The organism is Methylomonas sp. Kb3, from assembly GCF_002834115.1.
Taxonomy (GTDB): Bacteria; Pseudomonadota; Gammaproteobacteria; order Methylococcales; family Methylomonadaceae; genus Methylomonas; species Methylomonas defluvii.
In genome coordinates this window covers 22,941-44,567 of the sequence record NZ_PIZT01000006.1, presented here as the reverse complement: position 1 = coordinate 44,567, position 21,627 = coordinate 22,941, and the positions used below count along the sequence as shown (strand labels likewise).

Sequence of the window (21,627 nt, the reverse complement as noted above, 5' to 3'; positions counted from 1 at the left end):
ATGCCAAGACTACGCATTGCCATGCTGACCCATTCCGTTAACCCGCGCGGCGGCGTGGTGCATGCGATGCAATTGGCGGAGGCCTTGCAGGAGTTGGGACACGATGTGACCTTGATCGCCGCAGCGGAACCCGGCAAAAAATTCTTTCGCGCCGTACGCTGCCGGACAACCCTGATACCGCTAACCAGATTGAGCGGCGATTTGGTCGCCACCGTCGGCCAGCGCATCCAGGCTTATATCGATTACTTCAGCCAATCCGCTACCACCACATTCGATATTTACCACGCTCAGGATGCCATCAGCGGTTGCGCGATGGCCGAACTTAGCGAACGCGGCATCATCGATGGCTTTGTCCGCACCGTGCATCATCTGGATAGTTTCGACGACGTTTCGTTGATGACCTGGCAAAGTCGCTCGTTTGTGGCCGCCCAACGAGTCTTGTGCGTCAGCCGCGATTGGCAGGACAAGTTGCACAAGCAGCATCGGATTGCCGCCACCCAAGTCAATAACGGCGTTGATGTGCAACGCTATTCGCCCGTACCGCATGCCCATGACGAAACCCTGCGCCAATCGCTGGGTTTGTCGCGGGGCGGGCCGATTTTCCTGGCGGTTGGCGGCATCGAGGCACGCAAAAACACCTTGCGTATCTTCGCGGCATTCCGTGAGGTTTTGCAGCAGCGTCCCAATACGCAGTTGATCATCGTCGGCGGCGCCAGCCTATTAGACCACAGCGACTACCGCCAACAGTTCAACGCCGCTGTCGCCGAGAGCGCTATTCAGGAGGGCCACGGCCAACCATTGATCATCACCGGTCCATTGCCCGATGCCGACATGCCGAGTTTGTTTCGTCTGGCTGACGCACTGGTGTTTCCATCATTGACCGAAGGCTTTGGCCTAGTGGTGCTGGAGGCCATTCTCTCCGGCACGCCGGCTATCGTTTCGCTGCGGCCGCCGTTTACCGATTATTTGCAAGATCAGGACTGCATCTGGACTGATCCGGAAGATAGCGCCGCGATCTCGATTGCAATGAAAACCGCCATCGATGATTTTCCCAAGGCTCGCTTGCCAACAATCGCCCAGCGTTTAAGCAGCGAGTTTTCCTGGGTGCAGTCGGCCAATACCCATCTTGAAATTTACCGTTCACTCATCAACGCCCAAGGAACCCACTATGCCTGAAATGCGCTTCCGCGTCCGCTGGCCGGACCAAACCGAAAGCCTGTGTTATTCGCCGTCACTGGTGATCAAGGATTATTTCCAACCCGGACAAAGTTATCCCTTGCCGGCATTCGTCGAGTACAGCCGCGAAGCGTTGGAAATAGCCAGCGAAAGAGTACGGCAAAAATATGGCTACACCTGTTCCAGCGCGATGAGCCAACTGGCGGAAATCGAAGCCAAGGCCAGCCAATTTTTGGATAGCGACAACCCCATGGTCAGCGTGACCGAATTCATCGAATAAACCAACACACCCCCAATCAAATAGACGAGGACGCCATGAAAGAAAAATCAGAAAATACCCGCCTGCACTATGACACGATTATCGTCGGCGGCGGCCAGGCCGGTTTGTCCGTCAGTTACAATCTGCAAAAACACGGTATCAACCATATCATCTTCGAAAAAAACCGCATCGGCCATTCTTGGCGCAACGAGCGTTGGGACAGTTTTTGTTTGGTCACCCCCAACTGGCAATGCCAACTGCCGGACTTTCCTTATCAGGGCGACGATCCCAAAGGCTTTATGCTGAAAGACGAAATCGTCGATTACATCGAAGCATTTGCCAAAAAAGTCAATCCGCCGATCCTGGAAGGCGTGGCGGTAAATCGGGTCTGGCGTGGCGAGCAAGGCCAATTGCATGTCAGCACCTCGGTCGGCGAGTTTTCCGCCGATCATCTGGTGGTAGCAACCGGCGGCTACGACATTCCCATCGTGCCCGACTATGCCCACAGCCTGCCTAAACATATCACCCAGATTCATTCGGTCAATTACCGTAACCCCGAGCAACTGCCGGAAGGTGAAGTGCTGGTGGTGGGCACCGGCCAATCCGGCGTGCAGTTAATGGAAGACTTGCATTTGGCCGGCCGCAAGGTGCATCTGGCAGTTGGTAGCGCCCCGCGTTCGCCGCGTATGTATCGCGGCCGCGAGACCACGGAATGGTTGTTTGACCTGGGTTTTTATCAATTGACCATAGACCGCCATCCCCTGGGCGACGAAGCCAAACATAAAACCAATCACTATCTAACCGGGCGTAGCGGTGGTCACGAAATTGATTTGCGCCAGTTTGCCTTGGAAGGCGTGAAACTTTACGGCAGCATGACCAATATCAACGGCAGCCTATTGGAGTTTTTACCGGATTTGACCAAAAACCTGGACGATGCCGACGAAATCTACGTCAACATCCGCAATGACATCGACCGTTACATCGCCGAGCATAATATCGATGCTCCGGTAGAACCGCCGTTCCGCAAAGTATGGGAACCCGAGTTCGATCCCACCCGCATCGACGCCGACGCCGAAAACATCACCAGCATCATCTGGGCCATTGGTTTTAGACCGAACTATCGCTGGATAGAGCTGCCGGCATTCGATGGCCGCGGCTTCCCGCAATACGATCGTGGAGTCAGCAACGTGGACGGTCTGTATTTTATCGGCTTGCCCTGGTTGCATACTTGGGGTTCCGGACGGTTCCTGGGGATTGCCGACGATGCTGAGTATTTGGCGGATGTGATTAAGAGCAAATTGGCGGTTAAGACAGTGGCTGAGCTTTAATAATTGGCCGTCAGTGCGGCAAGGCCAGCATAGAGTGGGCTTTATAATACGGCTTATTGATCGAACTTAAACGAGTGGATGCACGGTGCAAATGCATGGCTTAACCTGGATAAAAACATGAAACACTTGTACGAAAACGTCGCGGATACGGTGATTGCGCATATCGAACAGGGTGTTTACAAGCCGGGCGAAAAGCTACCCGGTGTCAGGAAGTTGAGTCAGCAATTGCATGTCAGCATCTCAACCGCACTGGAAGCCTATCGGATGTTGGAAGACAGCGGCAGGATTCAGGCGCGCTCGCGTTCCGGTTACTATGTCAGCAGCTTTCGCCGGCAGGCGATTGTGGAACCGCAAGTTTCCGATGCGCCGGTGACGCCAGCCAAGGTCACCGGCCAATCGCTGACCCGGCAAATCCTCCGCGCCGCCAAGGACCCGTATCAGATCAACCTGGGTTCGTCGGTACCGCACGCCGATTTCTTACCCACTCATGCGCTGCAACAAGCGACCGGCAAGGTGGCGCGCAGCTTTGGTAAACGCTGTTTCGACGCCGACGAATTGCTGGGTAGTCAGGAACTACGCCGGCAAATCGCCAAGCGCATGGTGGAACTGCAATGCGCCGATAGTCCGGACGACATTGTGGTGACCCACGGCGCGCGCGAAGCGGTCAGGCTGGCGTTAATGGCTATTTGCGAACCCGGCGACTTGATCGCTATCGAATCGCCGACCTTTTACGGCTTATTGCAAGTCATCGAATCCTGCGGCATGGAAGCGCTGGAGATCCCTACGCATCCGCGTGACGGTTTGTCGCTGGATGCGCTGCAAATGGCCATCGAGCAATGGCCGATCAAAGCCTGTTTGCTTGTCTCCAATTACAACAATCCGCTGGGTTCGTGCATGAGCGACGAGCGCAAGCAAGCCTTGGTGGCCTTGCTGGAACAACATCAGATTCCGCTGGTCGAGGATGATGTATACGGCGACCTGGGCTTTGGCTTGCGGAGGCCTTCGGTTTGCAAAGCCTGGAGCCGAAACGGCCAGGTGTTGTATTGCAACTCCTTCGCCAAAACCCTGTCGCCAGGCTTGCGGGTGGGCTGGCTGGTGCCGGGCCGTTACCTGGCACGGGTGGAAAACTTGAAATACATGAAACACCAGGCCGTGCCGACCCTGAATCAATTGATCGTCGCGCAGATGTTGGAGCAAGGCGGTTACGACCGCTACCTGCGGCATGTGCGTCAGGACTATGCCCGCAACGTGGCGTTGGCGGTGAACGCGGTCAGCCTGTTATTCCCGGAAGGCACGCGAGTAACACAGCCCGAAGGCGGCTTTGCCTTGTGGGTGGAACTGCCGGCCGGCGTCGATGCCATGGCACTGCACCGCCGGGCCAGCCAGGAAAATATCATCATCGCTCCCGGCCCCTTATTCTCGGCCACGCAAAAGAAATACGGCAATTTCATTCGCTTGAGTTGCGCGGTGCCTTGGAATGACAGGGTAGAAAAGGCGTTGAAGAAGTTGGGCGATATTGCCGGGGATTTGCTGGCACAATATCCAGTGACTGCAGTTAATTTGATAACGTGGGTATAGTTGTCTTAGCCAATGAAATTGGATGTTGACCGCGACCGGCGGGTTTTTGCCGCTCGTAACCAATCCATTCGCGCTGCCGCAAAAACAGACTAGCGCCCTGCCATATCGGCTTTGCGTGCGATCATTTTGTCAGCCAATGCCAGGGTACCGCCGCTGTCAAAAATGACTTGGCGGATTTTCTCATCCGGAATCCGTAACACCACGTTTATGGCCTGCTTGATGTCGTCGGCGCTCATCTCGGCAAAGAGTTTGACGGCGTGCGGGTTATCGGTATCGCAGCGCAACAGCTCCAGTTCGTCGACGCGGGTACCGAATGCTTTGCCTTTCGGATCGCCCTGAGCCCGAAAGGCCAATGCGCCGCCCACATCCAATGTCAGCACTTTGCCACCGGCAACACCTTGGTTATCGCCATTGTAGCCGGCAGCGTCCCAGTTGGCGGTCCACGCGTGCACACCGAACCAGTACCGAGCCTGTTTGCGTTCGCTGTCATTCAGATGAGCAATGCATTTTTTGGTGAGTTCGACCCATTCTGTCGCCACCTGGTCCGCCGCAATTGTTCTCACATAGGTCAAAGTGGGCGCTCCAGCCAGTTGATAGAGCTCGGCTGCGATCAGCTCATTGCGCGCATGCGCCGCAGATTCCAGTGTTTTCACGTAGTAGCGTCGACCGTTACCGTCCTGAAAAATGCCTGCTGGATTGCTACCCAATTGCCCGCCTATCCGTTGCAGGGTGGTGGTATCAATAGTCGGAGTATCGGCACACATCGTTATGCGCCGGCTTAAGAGATGGGTTTAGTGCGACGCACCAGCGCCAGCTGCGCCGGTGTTTCGATGGCGCCCTTACGCACGTGCCGAACGGCATTGATCGCTTCTTCGGCGTCCATGCCCAGTTCCACCAACAGCCGCGCCGCGATCATGCCCGCCCGACCCAAGCCGCCTTTGCAATGTACCAGCACATCTTGGCCGCTGCGCAACATCTCTCGGATCTCATGGCCTTGTGTGACCCACTGCTGTTCGAAAGCCAGAGTAGGCACGGAAAAATCGGCAATCGGCAAATGTCGCCATTCGATGCCGCGTCGGCGGATTTCATGCCCGAGCTGCGGCACCTTGAGGGCTTTAAGCTCTGCGGGTTCGACGAGTGTCAACACCAGTTTTGCCCCCCAGGCAGCGATGGCATCCAAATCGATACCGAGGTCGCGCTCCCAGGCGCCCGTGTAAGCAAAGTGGTCGTGCTTGCCGGGGCAGAAAGTAATGCCGATCCGTCCATGCGCAGGACTCGCACGTAGTTCTGCGATCTGCAGCGGATGTGTGTGGCTGGTCCGTACAGCTGTCATATTGCTATCCTGCCGGAATATTGAAGGGAGGAGTTTTTTAATTTTTAGAATTAAGTTGTCCGCATGCCGCTAATACATCATCACCTTTAGTGCCTCTTATTAAGGTCGGGATTCTAAAGGTATCTAAAATTGCCTTAAAATTTTCGACTTCAATCAGATCAGGACTCTCGTAACGTGAGCCAGGGAAAGCATTAAATGGAATTAAGTTTATATAAGCCCTTTTGCCTTGCAGTAACGCGCCCAATTTTTTAGCATCATCCGCAGTATCGTTTAAACCTTTTATCAGAATATGCTCATAAGTAATAAATTGTTTCTTTTGCAAAGGTATGGCGTCAATATAGGTTAATACCTCAGCGAGCGGATATTTTTTATTAATCGGAATAAGTTCATTCCTTTTTTCAGTGAACGGTGAATGCAGCGATAAGGCCAAGTTCACGCCGGGCACTTCCTGGAGCCATCTTTTCAGTCCGGGAATATAACCTGCCGTTGAAACCGTAATTTTTTGTACACCAATTGACGTACCACGTTGCGATAAAAAAATTTCACAGGCTTTTTTAACGGCGTCAAAGTTATGTAAAGGTTCGCCTTGCCCCATGAAAACAATATTTAAAATCCGCTCTTCTCCTGGCCTGTTGCTTGCCAACCAACGCCAAGCCTGCAGAAATTGCCCAACCATTTCACTGGTAGTCAAATTCCGTTTAAGTCCTTGTTCTCCGGTAAAACAAAAAGAGCAATTCATGGCGCAGCCAACCTGCGATGACAGACAAATAGAATATTTGTTGTTAAACGGAATAAGGACAGTTTCGACTTTATGATTGTCTTTGAGCTTAAACAGAAATTTTACTGTTCGATCTTTTGACGACTCTTGCACGGTATCTATTTCCGGCAAGGAAAAATCGAAATGTTTTTCAAAAAAAGCCAATGAGGATTTTGAAATATTATCTCGGCATTGCATGCTTTCTTTTTTCTTATAATGCCAATTAAATAGAATACCTGCTACCGATTGATTTAAATCATTCTGCTTTATAACGGCTTCTAAATCAGCATAATTTAAATCGTAAAAAGATTGTTTCAAAATTTCTCCTGGCAATGCCGACATTTTAGCTATCCCTATTAGCTTGGAAATTGGGTATTATTTTCCGAATGTATGCAGGTCCGCAACGCCTCAATACCACACTCGCACCCCGACGACACCGCGCAAACTGTGTTGGTGCTCGCGGAGTGATTCTTCCTCGACATAGTCCATACCCACATAAGGCGCAAATTCGCGTGCGATCTCGTAACGCAAGCGAAAGCCGGCTTCAAACTCGGTAATGCCGGCCTTGACGCCGCGATTTTTTATATCTTCTGCAGCGACATTCACTTCCACCCGCGGTTGCAGAATCAGGCGTTGGGTCAAGAGCATTTCGTAACCCAGCGTCAATCGCCCCAGCACGTTGCCTTTCTCGTTAATGAACATCGCACTGTCCACTTCAATAAAATACGGCGCCAGCCCTTGAAAGCCGATCACCGCATCGAAAGTACGTTCCGGTTCTATCGCCCGCCGCGCACCGATTTGAAAGTCCCAAAACGTGTCGATATTTCGGCTATACAGCACTTGCAAGTCGGCGCGGCCGAAGATATTTTGATCGGCGGAATAATCGCCTTCTGATTTCAACCACAGTTTATTTTCGTCGGTGCCGGTCCAGTTTTGCACGTCCCATTTGAACAGATGCAAGTCTTGATTACCTTCGTATTCCAATCTGTCGGCCTTGAAATGATTAAAAATCATCGAGCTATCGTGCGCAGTAGCGACGGAACAGAATAAGGCCAAGCAAACCCACAAATTGCGAGCACTGAACAGGGCTTTAACGATGTTCATGCTCAGCCCTTTCCACGATCAATTTACGAAACATGCCGGTATCCATGTGATACAGCAGATGACAGTGAAAGGCCCACTCGCCTTCCGCGTCGGCCGGCACATCGACGCTGACGGTCTGGCCGGGCTTGACGTTGATCACATGTTTTTTCGGGTTGTACATGCCATTGCCATTGTCCAGGTACTGCCACAGGCCGTGGATATGGATGGGATGGTTCATCATGGTTTCGTTGACATAGGTAAAGCGAATCCGCTCGCCGAATTTGACCCGAATCGGCTCCGCATCCGCAAACTTGGTGTCGTCGAACGACCAGATATAGCGCTGCATATTGCCGGTTAGCCTGAGTTTGATTTCCCGATCCGGCGGCCCCATTAGCGCATGGTTGGGTTGCGCGGCGATTAACTGGCTATAGCTCAACGGTTTGGCGGTATCGCTGGCATCAGCCACTGGCATGACGTGGCCGGCATGCGGATTCTGAGGTGCCTCGGCAGTGGCATGCTGATGGCCGGCGTGTTCAGTCATGGTCGGGACGGGTGTCGCCGAGTGTTCCGTATGCGCGTGACCAGGTTCCTTGTCGGCAGTCGGCTGAACCGATGCTTGATGAACTGCGTGGCCGGCATGCTCGCCGCCCATATCCGCCAAGGTCAACAAGGTCATGGGGCGCATTGTCGGCAACGTGGCTTGCAAGTCTGCGCGAAGTGTCAGCGTCGCGCTGGCATAACCACTGCGATCCATCGCTTCGGCAAAAATACTGTAAGCCTGTTCGGTTTGCGGCTGAACCAATACATCATAAGTTTCCGCCACGGCAATCCGAAACTCCTCCACATCGACCGGCTCGACCGGTTGCCCGTCGGCGGCAATCACCGTCATTTTCAGACCCGGCAGACGCACATCAAAATGGGTCATTGCCGAAGCATTGATAAAGCGCAAACGCACTGTTTCGCCAGGCTTGAACAGATAGTGCGGTTTCGCTTCCGCGGTTTGGCCATTGATCAAAAACCGGTAATTGGCGCCGGTCACGTCGGCCAGATCGGTAGGCTCCATACGCATTTCACCCCAGGCCAGCCGATCACTAACGGTCTCCCAAAAACCCAAGCGCTGAATATCGACGAAGAAATCGCCCACTGTGCGCTGCTGAAAATTGTAATAGTCGCTTTGCTTTTTTAAGCGGGCCATGGTCCGTTGCGGATCGGCACGCGGCCAGTCGGACAGCATGACCACATAATCGCGATCTACCGTTTGCTGCTCCTGTTGTGGGGCGATGATCAGCGCGCCGAACAAGCCCAGTTGCTCCTGCATACCCGAATGGCCGTGATACCAGTAGGTACCGTTTTGCTTGACCTTAAATTGATATGTAAAAGTCTGGCCCGGCTCAATACCGTCGAAACTGATGCCCGGCACGCCGTCCATTTGGTAAGGCAGAATGATGCCGTGCCAGTGTATTGAAGTGGATTCTTTGAGTAGATTAGTAACCTCTAAGGTCACGTCCTCGCCTTCCCGCCAATGCAAGGTGGGCGCCGGCAAGGCAGCGTCCGCCAGCACGGCCTGCTGGGTTTCGCCGATTAGATTGATCGATTTTTCCGAGATCGACAAACGATAAACATCGGCCTGGGTCCCGCTGGACACCAAGCTAGCCAGCAATAGCCAAGCCGCCGAATACCTAGCGCCGGAGAAATCCCAATAGTGCATAACACCTCTAAAGACCGATTAGCAGGTGTTTACTCTAACATTTTTAAAGGGATCGATACTTTACTGAACGCCAACGCGGGTTTTGCTGGTGACTAATTAGCGCGGCCGCAATATCGTTGCTCCCACGTGCCGCAAGCTCGGTCAGGCTCTGGATTACGGCGTTAATCGTCCAGCACAAAGTCGCGCGAATCGCGCATACCTTCCAGAAAATTAAACAAGCGTTGCGGACTGATCAGACAGCCGGCCGCCGCTTTTCGGGGCATGATTTCTACTAATACGCCCTGTGCGGTCAGCTTGTTCAAGATTTGGTACATGAAAAAATCCAGCGTTTCCGCCACGCCTATCATGTTTTCCCATTCGCCGACCGCCGCCTCGTCGGCGTAACGCCGGTACGGCCAGACCGGCAAGGTTTCGTGGCCGTCCACCACCCGCAAGATCCATTGCCGGCTTTCCTTCAAGCCCCAGACTTCGTCCATTTCGACGATGCGATACATAAAATATTCCAACAGATCTTCATCGCTCATGGATTGAGCCGCATCATATTCTTCTTGGTAGGGTTCGTAGCGCATAGTACCGATCCGGTAATGGAAAACCACTTTGCAGCAATAATCGCACCACGCTAATCCGCCACCATTTAGCCCGCCAAACTCGGCGAATTGTCGGGTTTGCGCACAAATAGGCCCTATCGCCGCGCGTTGACTAAGCAATTGATTGTCGCGTAAGCGACAAAACCTCAAGCAATTACCGCACAGGGCGTATTTAGCAAAAAGCTTAATCCGATAAGTTGTATAGTTGCGGGCCTTTAGCATAAACAAGTAAACCCATGAAATTACTGATACGCAATCTTCCCCGCACCACGACCGAAGCCGAATTGCGGGCCATGTTCGCGGCACACGGCAGCGTGCAGTCCTGTTCGCTGGTGATGGATAAAGACACCCACAGCTCGAAAGGCTTTGGATTTGTAGAGATGCCCAAAGCCGGCGAAGCCAAGGCCGCCATCAAGACCCTGAATGGTCTGGAAATGGACGGCAACCGGATTCGCGTGAAAAAGGCCGAAACCAACGCTGGCGAAGCTGCCGATGACTAAAACCGGCAAGCAAGATCCGTTGCATGGCATCACGCTGGAAACGCTACTGACCCGTTTGGTAGAAAAATATGACTGGGCGGAATTGGCCAACCGCATCGACATCAACTGCTTTGCCAAAGACCCCAGTATTAGCTCCAGTCTGAAGTTTTTGCGTAAAACGCCGTGGGCGAGGCAAAAGGTTGAGGCGCTTTATTTGCAGAGTTCGTGGGAGAAAGACACGGGTTAAGGAGAATTGCATCCCCGCAATTGCAGGCACTATTTGTTTAATGCCAATAAATACCCACCAATCCCACCCAATGATCGCCGGCATAAACATTAGGCCGCTGAACGCCCAAACCCAAACGCCAGTCGCCGACGACGGGATATAGCAATTTGACCGTCGCCGCCCCCAAAGCATTGCTGCCGGATAAATAATCGCCATTGATCCGCCACTTGTCGAACAACGGCGCTTCCATATTCACATGCAGACCTACGCTCTGAAAGCCCGCCAAAGCCGCATTGGCATAATAAAGACCTGTATCCAGATCCGTGTCCCAATTCGGGAAATGTCGCTGATATTCCAGGTAGGAAAAATTCATAAATACGGTAGCTTGCGTCAACAAGCCAAGACCGCTCTGGGTACCGGCGATGAGTTGCATATCGTGCGCCAGCCAATGTTTTTCCACGTTCAGCATCACGTTAGGCTGAAAAGACACTGAAGACGCGGCAGTGGACGCAAATTGCCCGTTCAGCAAACTCAAGCCCTAGTCCCAACCGGATGCCAAACCGTAATTTGCCGACAGATTAGCAACGGCTGCCGAGCTGAAGATATTAGTCTCTTGTTCTATATCGATAGTCCCGACATCGGTAACATCAATGTCCGGCATATTGCGTACCGGCTTTTTATGCTGACCGGCATCGGCGCGCTCTTTTGCCGGCAGATTGGCGGCAAATACCACCAAAAGCATCAAACTTGCTACCGCGATTTTTGCTTTGCAGCCGTCGTTAACCATATTCCTAAACCCAGGGCCAAATGTTCGGCAGCTTGGCTATTTTGGAGGATTAGGCAAGCCAAAGTCAGCCAAAGCTTGTTCTCGTACCACCCTCATAAAAACTATTTGCACAATAAATATTGTATCGATACTATATCGATACAATATTTATCGAGAGGAGTCAGCGATGCGCAAAATAATTATAATAACCGGCATTTTGATGTTGAATTTACTTAGTGCGAATGGCGTTAACGCTCAGCCGCAGTCATTTTCAGAAAACGTAATTCCCGCGAATACCTTGCCGGTGCTGCATAGCAAGACCTCCGAGCAGCTTGACGACCTGAAAACCGAATTGAGCATATATTCCTTGATTGCCGGGATATATGCGCTGTATTGGCTCAAACAACGAGCCTAGACCAAGCGCAGCTTATCCAGGTCCAACCTGCCAAATCAACGCGGGTTGTCGATCTTGTCGGTGGCGTGAACAGCAGTCTGTAAATCGATCATGCTCTGCTGACTCACCCGGATTACGCCCCGATACGGCCGGTCCAAATCCAGAATAATGAACACCATGACCACAATCAACCAGACCATGATGTAAGTGACGAACGATGTGCGATGTCCGGCCAGACCGTTGGTATAACCCACCAATGCTCCGCTCATGACAAAGGTGACGTACAACAGGGCCAGCACCAACTCGGGTACATGCCGCTTCACCTCGGCATCGCGTTTGCCAAAATTATCGATCAAATCGTTCAAGGCGGGGATAAACAAACCGGTGGTCACCGGACTGGGTGCCTGTTCATTCACTTGCCGGGCGTAATCCCAAAGCTTCGCTTGCATGCGTCCGGCCTCGGCGATCAGCGCTTCCCTCTGCCCACGCTGAGTGAGATCGACAGTGCCGGTTCTTACCCGCAAATCCAGGTAGTTGCGTATTAAGCTGCTGACTTCTGCACTGACCGGCTTCGGCAATAATTGCGCGCGCAAATAAGCGGTGCCGATAGCGTTGGCTTCGTCGACCACCGCCTCGCTACGACTATCGTAACGCTGTAAGGACAAGGAGAAGGTAAACCCCAGCAGCAATGCCAGAATGCCTAGTAAAGACCCGGAGATCGAATTGACATGGGCTTTGAAATTATCATCCACCTTAGGTTTAATCCGTAAACCCAAGCGATAACCCAGTTCGATAGTGAGCGCCATGGATACCAGCAACACACAGGCGATCAGTAAACTATCGATGTCGTAAGTAATCTCGTTCATGATTTGAATTGGCAAAAGCAACTGACAGGAAATTTGGGCAAACTTGCCGTGGCTTGATTATGGAGGACAGGTGAAAATTTGTCATTCCGGCATCTGCCGGAAGCGCAAAGTCCTTCAGCTATTAATTCGGCCTTGTTTAACACGGGTACACCATTGGGGCTGAGTCTGTCGACGCCTGATCTGGCATATCTTTCGACAAGGCTCTCCTGAGCGCAGCCGAAGGACTCAGAGATTAAGGCCCAAGCCAAGCTCGGTAAGCAGCCTCGCGAGTCCGCTGCCTGAGTTTAACCTGTCATTCAGTTGGACAACTGCTGTTGCTGGGCCTTGGCGTTGAAATGATCAATATCGGTAATCAACTCGCAGTGGCTTAAATCATTTTGCAATTGCGTGTAATAAAAATAAGCGCCGCTGCCGCCCAACCATACCTGGGTGGGCTCACTGCTGACCGAATCTATGATCAGCTGTAATTCGTCAAGGGTCACTTGCTCCGGCGGCGTCTTGACCAAGCCCATGACTATGACGTCCGGCTTCAAATGCTGACAAGCCTCGATAATATCTTTGGCTGGCAGATCGGCACCCAAGTAGTAACAGTTGTATCCCTGGTTAGCGGCAATCAGGCAGCTCACCAATATGCCAAACTCATGCGGATCACCGCTCGGCGTGGCGAACAGCATGCCCGGATTGTTTTTTGAGTGGTGGTGCAAATTGTTGACCATGCTCAACACAATCCGCTTGATACAGCTGGAAAACATGTGTTCCTGGGCGATGTTCAACTTTCCGTCATGCCAAAGTTCGCCCACTGTTTGCAAGGCAGGCAACAAAATGTCTCTGGCGTAGTCCAAGGGCTCGGCGGCAATCAGAGCCTTCTTCAACAACTGTTCGCAGCGTTCGATTCTGTATTGTTTCAACGAGTCGATGATCTGCGCCAATAGCGGCGACTGTTCTTTCGCCGGTTGTACGCTGACTTGCTTCTGGAAGTCTTGTAGTTGCTGGTTGTCCAGGGTCGCCAGCTTGCCGATGGGATGGCCCTTTCGGGTCAGATTGACCAATAGCGTCAATTTTTCCAAATCCTGTTGCGAATAGAAACGCCGCCCGGTGCTGTTCCGCGCCGGCATGATGCAGGCGTAGCGACGTTCCCAGGCTCTTAGTGTTTCCGCTGTTAATCCGGTTAAGGAAGTGATCGCTTTAATTGAGTACATTGTTCAACTTTTGTATAGAAAATACTTTGACAAACATTCTACATTCTAGTAAGTTATTTGCCAACAACTTAAATAACCAAGTGAATTGATTATGTCCAACTTAGCCACATTGCCAATAGATAGCGAGATGGATTCGGTAACAGAATCCCAACCCAACTCACTTGCCGTTCAAGTTGAACAGGCCAGGCAGACTCTGTTAGCGTTATTGCTTGAGAACAAGCAAACCAACGCTTTGATAATTAACAGGTTCTTGCATGATCTTGATTCGGGAGTGGACTCCTCGGATCTGATCTTAGCCAAGAACTCGGAAGACTATAAAAGACTACTGCAATTACTGGTCAATACCGAGACAGCCAACAGACCCCATCAGCTTGCCTGGGGTGAGAATAACGGACAGGGCAAAGTTGTACAAGCCGAGAATGTTGTACAACTTATGGGTTCGGAGTTTGCCCAGCAATCCCTGATCGCCCGTTCAGTCAATCGCTTGTTGTACAGCCTGCACTTGTTACCGGTATTTTTGTTGGACAGTGCGGCGCAAGCAGAGAGCATATTGACCACCGACACAGAAGACGGCGCAGATTTCAAAAAACGCTTGGGCAAAGCCAAACGCGAATTAAGAAGCTTGCGCCAGGAAATGATCTCCGCCAACACCGGCTTGGTGGCGTTCGTGGCGCACAAGTACAAAACCAGTAACCTGAGCTTTGAAGATTTGATGCAGGAAGGCCTGGTCGGGCTAATTAAAGCAGTAGACAGATTCGATCCGGATCGCGGCATCTGCTTTTCCACTTACGCCATTTATTGGATCAGACAGGCCATATCCCGTCTGATTGTCAAACAAGAAAAAATTGTGCGACTTCCGGTGGCTTTGGCCGAAAAAGCCGCCACCGTATTCGAAGCTATGCGTAGTTGCTACCTTAGATATGAGCGCTGGCCGAGCATCGCAGAATTAAAACTGGCTTGCGATTTATCCGAGCAAGAGATTAAAACCATCAGCAGCTACTATCAAGCCACGCATTCTTTGGATGCGTCTATAGGAGATGATGACGATAACCTGGAATTGATGGCAAAAATGCAGCAGCATCAATTCAGTCTGCCACTCGATGAACTAATTGATCAGGATCTGGCTCAATATGTCGACAAAGCAGTTGCTTCGCTACCTGAAAAACAGGCGGCGATTTTAACCATGCGTTTCGGTCTGCGCGATCACACGGAAATGACCTTGCAGGCAGTAGCGGATCAGCTGCATGTTACTCGGGAGAGAGTCAGGCAAATTCAAAATGAAGCATTAAAAAAACTGAAACAACAATTTGGCTTTGACCTTATGCTATTTCTCGAACCCAAGGACGGCTAACAATAACAATCATTGACCCAGGTCAGGCTAACACTACAAGAGGAGTGATTATGTCATCAGAAAAACAAAACACCAGTAAGCAAACGCCGCAGTCCGACTGGAAGTTGGAATTGGATAAGCAGTGGAAGCACGTCTCTACCAAAGCGGGCGACTTCTTCAACGATCATAAGAGTATGTTTTCGTTAACCAACATCGCCGCCGCCGTGGGTGGTACGTTGACCGTCGTCTGGCTGGCCAGCGGCGTTTACATTGTGGATCAAGGGAATCGAGGGGTGGTAAGCCGCTTTGGCGCTTACACGGAAACCACCCTGCCTGGCCCACACTGGCATATTCCCGCGCCCATCGAAAGCGTCGCCAATGTCAACGTAGAACAACAACGGTTTATCGAAGTGGGCTACACCGACGCCAGCCGGGTGAACAAATCATCTGTGATTCCACAGGAATCGCTAATGCTGACCGCCGACGAAAACATTATTACCGTGCGTCTGGCTGTGCAGTATCAAATCAATAACGCCCGAGACTACTTGTTCAATGTCAAAAACAACGAAAACACGTTGAAACAACTGACTGAAAGCGTGGAGCGGGCGGTGATTGGCCGCAACAATATGGACTTCGTGTTAACCGAAGGCCGTAGCCAGATCGTCGCCGAGATCAAAGAACAAATCCAGGAAGCGATGGATGCTTACAAAGCCGGCATCAGCATTGCCAGCGTCAACCTGCAAGACGCCCAGCCGCCAGAAGAAGTACAAGGCGCCTTTGAAGACGCGATTCGGGCCAGGGAAGATAAACAACGCTTGATAAACGAAGCCGAAGCCTACAGCAACGAAGTAATTCCTAAAGCACGCGGCGCGGCATCACGGATTATTCAGGAAGCGGAAGCTTACGAAGCCGAGAAAGTCGCCAAAGCCAAAGGTGAAACCGAACGGTTCGATCAGTTACTGGTGGAATACGAAAAAAGCCCTGCCATCACCCGCAAGCGTTTGTACCTGGAAGCCAAAGAAAAGCTGTACAGCAGCACCAATAAAATCATGCTGAACGAAGACCAATCCAGCCCGATGATGTATATGCCCTTGCCGCAAACCATGACTCAACATGCGCAGCCCGCGGCCAGCCATACGGAACCGGAAGTTAGCGCAGAACCGCACAACGTTGACAAAAACGGCGTTCGCAAATCAACCGGCAACGAATTACGTCCTAGCAGGAGCAAACCATGAGCAGCAAAACCACCCAAGTTTTAATTCCGGCCGGTTTAACCCTGTGTGTACTGGCCTATATGTCGGTTTTTTACGTCAAAGAAAACGAAAAAGCCATTCTGTTTCGTCTCGGTGAGATGGTCACATCCGACTACACTCCCGGGCTACATTTTAAGACCCCTATCATCAATAACGTCAGCACATTTGATGCGCGTGTGCTGACCTTGGATGCCAAATCCGAGCGTTTTCTTACCTCCGAGAAGAAGAACGTTATTGTTGACTCATTCGTCAAATGGCGAATCGGTGATGTGGGTCTCTTTTACACCACGGTCGGCGGCGACGAGTTTCAAGCCAATCTACGCCTGGACCAAATCATGAAAGACGCTATGCGTAGCGAGTTTGGTGTACGGACCATCAAGCAATTGATCTCCGAAGACCGCAACGAACTAAGGCAAACCTTACTGGCTAAATTAGCGCCGGCCGCCGAAAAGTTCGGCATCGAATTGATCGACATCCGCGTTAAACGCATCGATTTGCCGCCGGAAGTCAGCAGCTCGGTGTACCAACGGATGCGCGCCGAACGCGAGCGGGTCGCCAGAGAATTCCGTTCTCAAGGTGCCGAAAGTGCCGAGCAAATCAGTGCGGAAGCCGATAAGCAAAAACACGTGATAGTTGCCAATGCCCAGCGCGATGCGGAAAGCATTCGCGGTCGCGGTGATGCGCAATCCGCGGAAATTTACGCAAAAAGCTACGGTAAAAACCCCGAGTTTTATGCGTTCTACCGCAGCTTGCAGGCATACCAAACCTCATTTGAAAAAACTCAGGATACTTTGGTGTTAAAACCAAACTCCGACTTTTTCAAATACTTCTCCAGCGAAAAGTAAGTTAGGAGACAGCTATCATGAAAAAAATGTTTATTTTTCTCTCCATCCTGATCGTAGCAGGGTTGGTGGTGTCGGCGGTGATGAACCGCAACATGCCGCAATACGATCCGCATTATGAAATTTCGTACTCCGACTTTATCGAAGACGTGCGTAACAAAGTGGTTACGGAAGTGGTGATAGACGGCAACTACGTTGACGGCCAACGCCAGAACGGCACGCGCTTTGCCACCTACAATCCCAACGACTCAAGAATGATCGACGAGTTGCTGGAATACGGCGTGAAAATCAAAGTTGAGAAGCCCCAACAACCCTCCACTTTGATGAACATCCTCATCTCTTGGGCGCCTACCCTGCTGCTGATCATGGTGCTGGTGTATTTCATGCGCAAGCAGGCCGCGATGGGCGGCCGCGACGGCCAGATGGGTTTTGGGAAAAGCCGAGCCAAGTTGATGGCTGAAGACCAGATCAAGGTGCGGTTTACCGACGTGGCCGGCGTGGAGGAAGCCAAGGAAGACGTCGTGGAAATGGTCGACTTCCTTAAAGATCCGGGCAAATACGAAGCATTAGGCGGCAAAATTCCGCGCGGCGTGCTGATGGTTGGCCCCCCCGGTACCGGTAAAACCTTGTTGGCTAGAGCGATTGCCGGCGAAGCAGGCGTGCCGTTCTTCTCCATCTCCGGTTCGGATTTCGTGGAAATGTTCGTCGGTGTCGGTGCCTCCAGGGTCAGAGACATGTTCGAACAAGCCAAAAAGCGCGCGCCCTGCATCATATTTATCGATGAGATCGACGCTGTGGGCCGGCAACGGGGCGGCAGCGGTATCGGCGGCGGTAACGACGAACGCGAACAAACGCTCAACCAATTGCTGGTGGAAATGGACGGTTTCAGCGGCAATGAAGGCATCATCGTCATCGCCGCGACCAACCGCGCTGACGTACTTGACAAGGCTTTGTTGAGACCGGGCCGTTTCGACAGGCAAGTTCAAGTTGGTTTACCTGACATCAAAGGCCGCGAGCAAATTTTGAGAGTGCACGGTGCCAAAGTCCCGCTGGCCGAAGACGTGAACATCAACGATCTGGCCCGCGGCACACCCGGATTTTCCGGTGCGGAGTTGGCCAACCTGATCAATGAAGGCGCTTTGTTTGCTGCTCGTAACAAAAAGCGCGTCGTCACAATGAACGATTTGGATAAAGCCCGCGACAAAATGATCATGGGTGTGGAAAAACGCACCATGGTCATGACCAAGGAAGACTTGTTGATGACGGCTTACCACGAAGCCGGCCACGCCATCGTCGGCCGCAACGTGCCTGAACATGATCCTGTCTACAAAGTCAGCATCATGCCGCGCGGCGGAGCTTTGGGCATCACCATGTTCTTGCCGGAGCGCGACCAGTACAGCGCTTCCAAGGACAAGTTGGAAAGCCAGATCGCCAGTTTGTTCGGTGGCCGGGTAGCGGAAGCCTTGATTTACGGTAAAAACAAAGTCACCACCGGCGCGTCCAACGACATCATGCGGGCCACGCAATTGGCTAGAAACATGGTCACCAAGTGGGGATTATCAGACCGTTTAGGCCCGATGGATTACGGCGACAGCGAAGGCGGCTATATGGGGCCGCAGTCCAAGCCAATGTCCGAAAAAATGGCCCAAACTATTGATGAAGAAGTTCGGGCGGTGATCGATGCTAACTACAACCGCGCCGAAGCTATTCTGAAAGAAAACATCGAAGTGTTGCACAACATGGCTCAAGCCTTAATGGATTGGGAAACCATCGATAAGTATCAGATTGACGAGCTACTACAAGGTAAAAAACTTGCACCACCGGAACCCGAAGTAGAAGAACCCAAATCGTTTGAAGAGATTGAAGACTCAATAAACGAAGAAACCGGTGGCCACCTGGATCAGGGACAAATATTGGCGTCCTAAAAGTCCTCCTCTATGTACCCTCCAAACGCTGTACTCCTGGAGGGTATCTTTTTTTCAGAGGTAGCAATATGCATACTCAATCGATAACCACAAAAACCATGAATTTCCTGCAATTGTTGTTGCAGATTAATTTTAATGTAGCGGTGATTTTATTATTGATCAGCGGTGCAGCCACCATATTCGGCAATACCCTGTTTTTTGAAGATAGCAGTGACTTGTACGGTCCATTGGCAAACAATATGCGGTTAATGATGTTTTATTTGTGCTTAATCCAAATCGCAGCGTACAGTTTTTATAAATTAAGCAACAGCCCGGAAGCATTGGCGGCGTTAGGGGTTTTTCTGCTGCTATTAATTGGCTCCCTGGAGTTTTACTGCTCGATTAATCAAATTGAAATAGACGAAAACTACCGGCAATTATTTATTTATTCGGGCTTATCGCACCTGCTTTATGGCGGCTGCGCGGCCATGCGCCACCAGCAAAACTAGAGATTGGTAATTTTCCGGTAGAAAGCGGGCTAGAATTAGACATAAAAAGCCGAAGCGCCTGACGGCGATTTAATTGCACAGATTTAAATACCGTTTTATTGGCTTTACGTGTCCAGAAAAATAATAACAACGCTGAGCAGAAAGCTCCGCGAGGGGGGAACATCAAATGCACATCAAATTTCCGTTTGACTCACACAAGCCCATTGCCGGCGAGGCCTGCATCGATATAGACAAACCTGTTGACGATGTTTTTCATTATGTTGGTGAAAATTTTTTTGAAAACTATCCGAAATGGGCTCTGGAAGTAGTCGATTTTGAACCGCTCGACGGCAAGGAAGTATTCATCGGCGCCAAGGCCAAGCAAATTCGTAACGACAACAACGGCGAAATAGAATCGGTTTTTGAAATTACTGAATATGAACCCAAATCCAAGCTGATCTTTCAAGGGTTGACCCAACCTTACAAACACAGCTATCTGCTCGAAGCCGTTCAGGAAGATCGCCGACCTACCCGCTTGACGTTTCGCTTTGAGTTTTTGGAGTTGGAGGTATTTATGCGGCCTTTTGAAAAATTAATTCGTTGCGCGATCGAAGACGGTGCGGAAAACACCGTCGAAAACATCAGGAATTTAATATTAGTAGAATGCAACTAGCATTTACAAACTCATAATTATTATAAAACCCGGAGTTTAACCATGGCTTTTATTGTTGAAAAAGATAGCGGACTGATTCCGCAAGTACTTTCCGCTATTTTGGACGAATGCGTCAACGGCGTCACGCTAGCCGACCCTGACATTGAAGACGCGCCTATTATCTATGCCAATAAGGCATTTGAACGTTTAACCGGATACAGCCATGACGAGATCATCGGCCACAACTGCCGGTTTTTACAAGGTGAAGACAGAGAGCAAGATGCGCGTTTTAAAATTGTGGAAGCCATGAAAAACCACGAAACAGTGGAAGTCACTTTAAGAAACTATAAAAAAGACGGCACTTTATTCCACAATCATTTGAAAATAACCCCGCTATTGGATAAGAAAAATAGAGTCATTTATTATCTGGGCGTGCAATACGACATTACCCAACAAATAAATGCCAATAACGAAATAAAGGAATTGACAAATTTATTAAACGCGATTCAAGGAAATTAAAAACCGTTCGATAAATAGCTCATTACTGGGGACTTCCATGAACACCACTGCAAATAGCCAAGGCGACAGTAGCCTGTTTTTTAACGAAGCCTTATTCGGCTTAGCGATACTGGCTTTCGTGCTGTTGCTGGTCATAGAGAAAACCAAACCTTATCGTCCATTCCAGGCAAAAACCTATAAAGAGTCGTTTGTCACCAATACTACGGCTTTCTTGGTCAACAATTTAATCTTAACCGCGCTTAGAGCCTCATCCTTATTTCTGGTAGCGCAACAATTCGCCAGTTACGGCTTATTAAGCGGCCTGAGTAATGGTCCGCTTAAATGGATTCTGGCGTTTGCTTTTTTTGATCTGGCCATTTACCTGTGGCATTACGCCAGCCATCGGTCTGAGTACTTATGGCGATTTCATAAAATCCACCATAGCGACAAATGCTTTAATGTTTCCACTGGTTTTAGGTTTCATGTTTTCGATTTATTTCTGGAAATAATTTACAAATGTATATTCGTGGTAGTAATCGGCGTGGATGCTTACCTAGTGCTTTCCATCGAAATTATCGAGTTATTTTTCATCTTTTTTCATCACGGCAACATCCGCGTCCCCAACGAAGCTGCGATTTCTCAAATCATTATCACCCCTTCCCTGCACCGCACTCACCATTCCACTTTGCGTTCGGAACATGACAGCAATTACGGCATAGTGCTGGCGATTTGGGATCGAATGTTTGGCACCCGCAAGGAACTGGTACCCGCCAATATAGGATTGGATTTGATTGAAGCCGAGAATTTTATTCAATTGTTTTCTCTGGCATTTATTACCGAACGTAAAATCCGTCAATTGATGGGCTGGATTCCGAAAGGCAAAAAGTAATGGAACTTCTTTGATAAGTTACCGGTAATCAA

General features: G+C 50.7%; 25 protein-coding genes. 15 read left to right on the top strand and 10 right to left on the bottom strand.

Features of this window, described 5'->3' with window-relative positions; translation table 11 throughout:
* The 4 genes from CWO84_RS04460 (at position 1) to CWO84_RS04445 (ending at position 4,341) form a co-directional block, all read left to right on the top strand.
* Positions 1-1,176 carry an MSMEG_0565 family glycosyltransferase gene (locus CWO84_RS04460; RefSeq protein WP_033156686.1) on the top strand — a complete coding sequence of 392 codons (1,176 nt, stop codon included), beginning with the start codon at positions 1-3 and terminating at the stop codon, positions 1,174-1,176.
* Positions 1,169-1,456 carry an MSMEG_0570 family nitrogen starvation response protein gene (locus CWO84_RS04455; protein WP_033156687.1) on the top strand — a complete coding sequence of 96 codons (288 nt, stop codon included), beginning with the start codon at positions 1,169-1,171 and terminating at the stop codon, positions 1,454-1,456. The genes CWO84_RS04460 and CWO84_RS04455 overlap by 8 nt, the downstream gene beginning before the upstream one ends.
* A gap of 35 nt (positions 1,457-1,491) precedes the next feature.
* Positions 1,492-2,763 carry an MSMEG_0569 family flavin-dependent oxidoreductase gene (locus CWO84_RS04450; RefSeq protein ID WP_033156688.1) on the top strand — a complete coding sequence of 424 codons (1,272 nt, stop codon included), beginning with the start codon at positions 1,492-1,494 and terminating at the stop codon, positions 2,761-2,763.
* A gap of 117 nt (positions 2,764-2,880) precedes the next feature.
* Positions 2,881-4,341, top strand: coding sequence for a PLP-dependent aminotransferase family protein (locus tag CWO84_RS04445; protein WP_101051884.1), 1,461 nt, complete (start codon positions 2,881-2,883; stop codon positions 4,339-4,341).
* A gap of 89 nt (positions 4,342-4,430) precedes the next feature.
* On the opposite strand, the gene CWO84_RS04440 is transcribed toward CWO84_RS04445, so the two are convergent.
* From CWO84_RS04440 to CWO84_RS24790, 6 genes are all read right to left on the bottom strand, one after another.
* A complete protein-coding gene (locus CWO84_RS04440; protein WP_101051883.1) occupies positions 4,431-5,105 on the bottom strand; it encodes a hypothetical protein in 675 nt (224 codons plus the stop codon).
* 14 nt (positions 5,106-5,119) lie between these two features.
* Positions 5,120-5,674 (bottom strand): cyclin-dependent kinase inhibitor 3 family protein, encoded by a 555-nt coding sequence (locus CWO84_RS04435; protein ID WP_101051882.1) that lies wholly within the window; start codon positions 5,672-5,674, stop codon positions 5,120-5,122.
* Positions 5,675-5,711: 37 nt separating this feature from the next.
* Positions 5,712-6,773 carry a 23S rRNA (adenine(2503)-C(2))-methyltransferase RlmN gene (gene rlmN, locus CWO84_RS04430; protein WP_240348280.1) on the bottom strand — a complete coding sequence of 354 codons (1,062 nt, stop codon included), beginning with the start codon at positions 6,771-6,773 and terminating at the stop codon, positions 5,712-5,714.
* Between the two features lie 66 nt (positions 6,774-6,839).
* The gene (locus tag CWO84_RS04425) at positions 6,840-7,535 is read right to left on the bottom strand and encodes a copper resistance protein B (protein ID WP_240617962.1); all 696 of its coding nucleotides are present in this window, start codon (positions 7,533-7,535) and stop codon (positions 6,840-6,842) included.
* Positions 7,522-9,222 (bottom strand): copper resistance system multicopper oxidase, encoded by a 1,701-nt coding sequence (locus CWO84_RS04420; RefSeq protein WP_101051881.1) that lies wholly within the window; start codon positions 9,220-9,222, stop codon positions 7,522-7,524. The genes CWO84_RS04425 and CWO84_RS04420 overlap by 14 nt, the downstream gene beginning before the upstream one ends.
* Before the next feature lie 161 nt (positions 9,223-9,383).
* Positions 9,384-9,959 (bottom strand): DUF2750 domain-containing protein, encoded by a 576-nt coding sequence (locus CWO84_RS24790; RefSeq protein WP_240617961.1) that lies wholly within the window; start codon positions 9,957-9,959, stop codon positions 9,384-9,386.
* Positions 9,960-10,045: 86 nt separating this feature from the next.
* Here CWO84_RS24790 and CWO84_RS04410 point away from each other — a divergent pair, with 86 nt between their 5' ends.
* Both CWO84_RS04410 and CWO84_RS04405 read left to right on the top strand, forming a co-directional pair.
* Positions 10,046-10,309 carry an RNA-binding protein gene (locus tag CWO84_RS04410; RefSeq protein WP_033156691.1) on the top strand — a complete coding sequence of 88 codons (264 nt, stop codon included), beginning with the start codon at positions 10,046-10,048 and terminating at the stop codon, positions 10,307-10,309.
* On the top strand, positions 10,302-10,535 hold the full coding sequence (locus CWO84_RS04405; protein ID WP_033156692.1) for a VF530 family protein: 234 nt from the start codon (positions 10,302-10,304) through the stop codon (positions 10,533-10,535). The genes CWO84_RS04410 and CWO84_RS04405 overlap by 8 nt, the downstream gene beginning before the upstream one ends.
* Positions 10,536-10,572: 37 nt before the next feature.
* Here CWO84_RS04405 and CWO84_RS04400 read toward each other — a convergent pair whose 3' ends face one another.
* The gene (locus CWO84_RS04400; protein ID WP_033156693.1) at positions 10,573-11,049 is read right to left on the bottom strand and encodes a hypothetical protein; all 477 of its coding nucleotides are present in this window, start codon (positions 11,047-11,049) and stop codon (positions 10,573-10,575) included.
* Between the two features lie 3 nt (positions 11,050-11,052).
* Complete coding sequence (locus CWO84_RS04395) at positions 11,053-11,301, bottom strand: hypothetical protein (protein WP_033156694.1); 249 nt, start codon at positions 11,299-11,301, stop codon at positions 11,053-11,055.
* Between the two features lie 166 nt (positions 11,302-11,467).
* Between CWO84_RS04395 and CWO84_RS04390 the strand changes: the two genes are divergently transcribed.
* Positions 11,468-11,695 (top strand): hypothetical protein, encoded by a 228-nt coding sequence (locus CWO84_RS04390; protein ID WP_033156695.1) that lies wholly within the window; start codon positions 11,468-11,470, stop codon positions 11,693-11,695.
* 35 nt (positions 11,696-11,730) lie between these two features.
* Here CWO84_RS04390 and CWO84_RS04385 read toward each other — a convergent pair whose 3' ends face one another.
* Positions 11,731-12,540 (bottom strand): DUF4239 domain-containing protein, encoded by an 810-nt coding sequence (locus CWO84_RS04385; protein ID WP_033156696.1) that lies wholly within the window; start codon positions 12,538-12,540, stop codon positions 11,731-11,733.
* A 296-nt stretch (positions 12,541-12,836) separates the two neighbouring features.
* Positions 12,837-13,739: a MerR family transcriptional regulator gene (locus CWO84_RS04380; protein ID WP_101051880.1), complete on the bottom strand. Its 903-nt coding sequence runs from the start codon at positions 13,737-13,739 to the stop codon at positions 12,837-12,839.
* Positions 13,740-13,830: 91 nt separating this feature from the next.
* Here CWO84_RS04380 and CWO84_RS04375 point away from each other — a divergent pair, with 91 nt between their 5' ends.
* The 8 genes from CWO84_RS04375 to CWO84_RS04340 all read left to right on the top strand — a co-directional run bounded on the left by CWO84_RS04375 (position 13,831) and on the right by CWO84_RS04340 (position 21,595).
* A complete protein-coding gene (locus CWO84_RS04375) occupies positions 13,831-15,090 on the top strand; it encodes a sigma-70 family RNA polymerase sigma factor (RefSeq protein WP_101051879.1) in 1,260 nt (419 codons plus the stop codon).
* A gap of 50 nt (positions 15,091-15,140) precedes the next feature.
* Entirely contained in the window at positions 15,141-16,304 is a 1,164-nt protein-coding gene (gene hflK / locus CWO84_RS04370) for an FtsH protease activity modulator HflK (RefSeq protein ID WP_101051878.1), read from the top strand.
* Complete coding sequence (hflC, locus tag CWO84_RS04365; protein ID WP_033156700.1) at positions 16,301-17,167, top strand: protease modulator HflC; 867 nt, start codon at positions 16,301-16,303, stop codon at positions 17,165-17,167. Before hflK ends, hflC begins: the two co-directional genes overlap by 4 nt.
* A gap of 17 nt (positions 17,168-17,184) precedes the next feature.
* Positions 17,185-19,089, top strand: a complete 1,905-nt coding sequence (ftsH, locus tag CWO84_RS04360) for an ATP-dependent zinc metalloprotease FtsH (protein ID WP_033156701.1) — start codon at positions 17,185-17,187, stop codon at positions 19,087-19,089.
* A gap of 68 nt (positions 19,090-19,157) precedes the next feature.
* Positions 19,158-19,577, top strand: coding sequence for a hypothetical protein (locus tag CWO84_RS04355; protein WP_240617960.1), 420 nt, complete (start codon positions 19,158-19,160; stop codon positions 19,575-19,577).
* A gap of 166 nt (positions 19,578-19,743) precedes the next feature.
* Positions 19,744-20,229: an SRPBCC family protein gene (locus CWO84_RS04350; RefSeq protein WP_101051877.1), complete on the top strand. Its 486-nt coding sequence runs from the start codon at positions 19,744-19,746 to the stop codon at positions 20,227-20,229.
* 42 nt (positions 20,230-20,271) lie between these two features.
* On the top strand, positions 20,272-20,727 hold the full coding sequence (locus CWO84_RS04345) for a PAS domain-containing protein (protein ID WP_101051876.1): 456 nt from the start codon (positions 20,272-20,274) through the stop codon (positions 20,725-20,727).
* Between the two features lie 37 nt (positions 20,728-20,764).
* Positions 20,765-21,595, top strand: coding sequence for a sterol desaturase family protein (locus CWO84_RS04340; RefSeq protein WP_101051875.1), 831 nt, complete (start codon positions 20,765-20,767; stop codon positions 21,593-21,595).
* Positions 21,596-21,627: the final 32 nt, after the last annotated feature.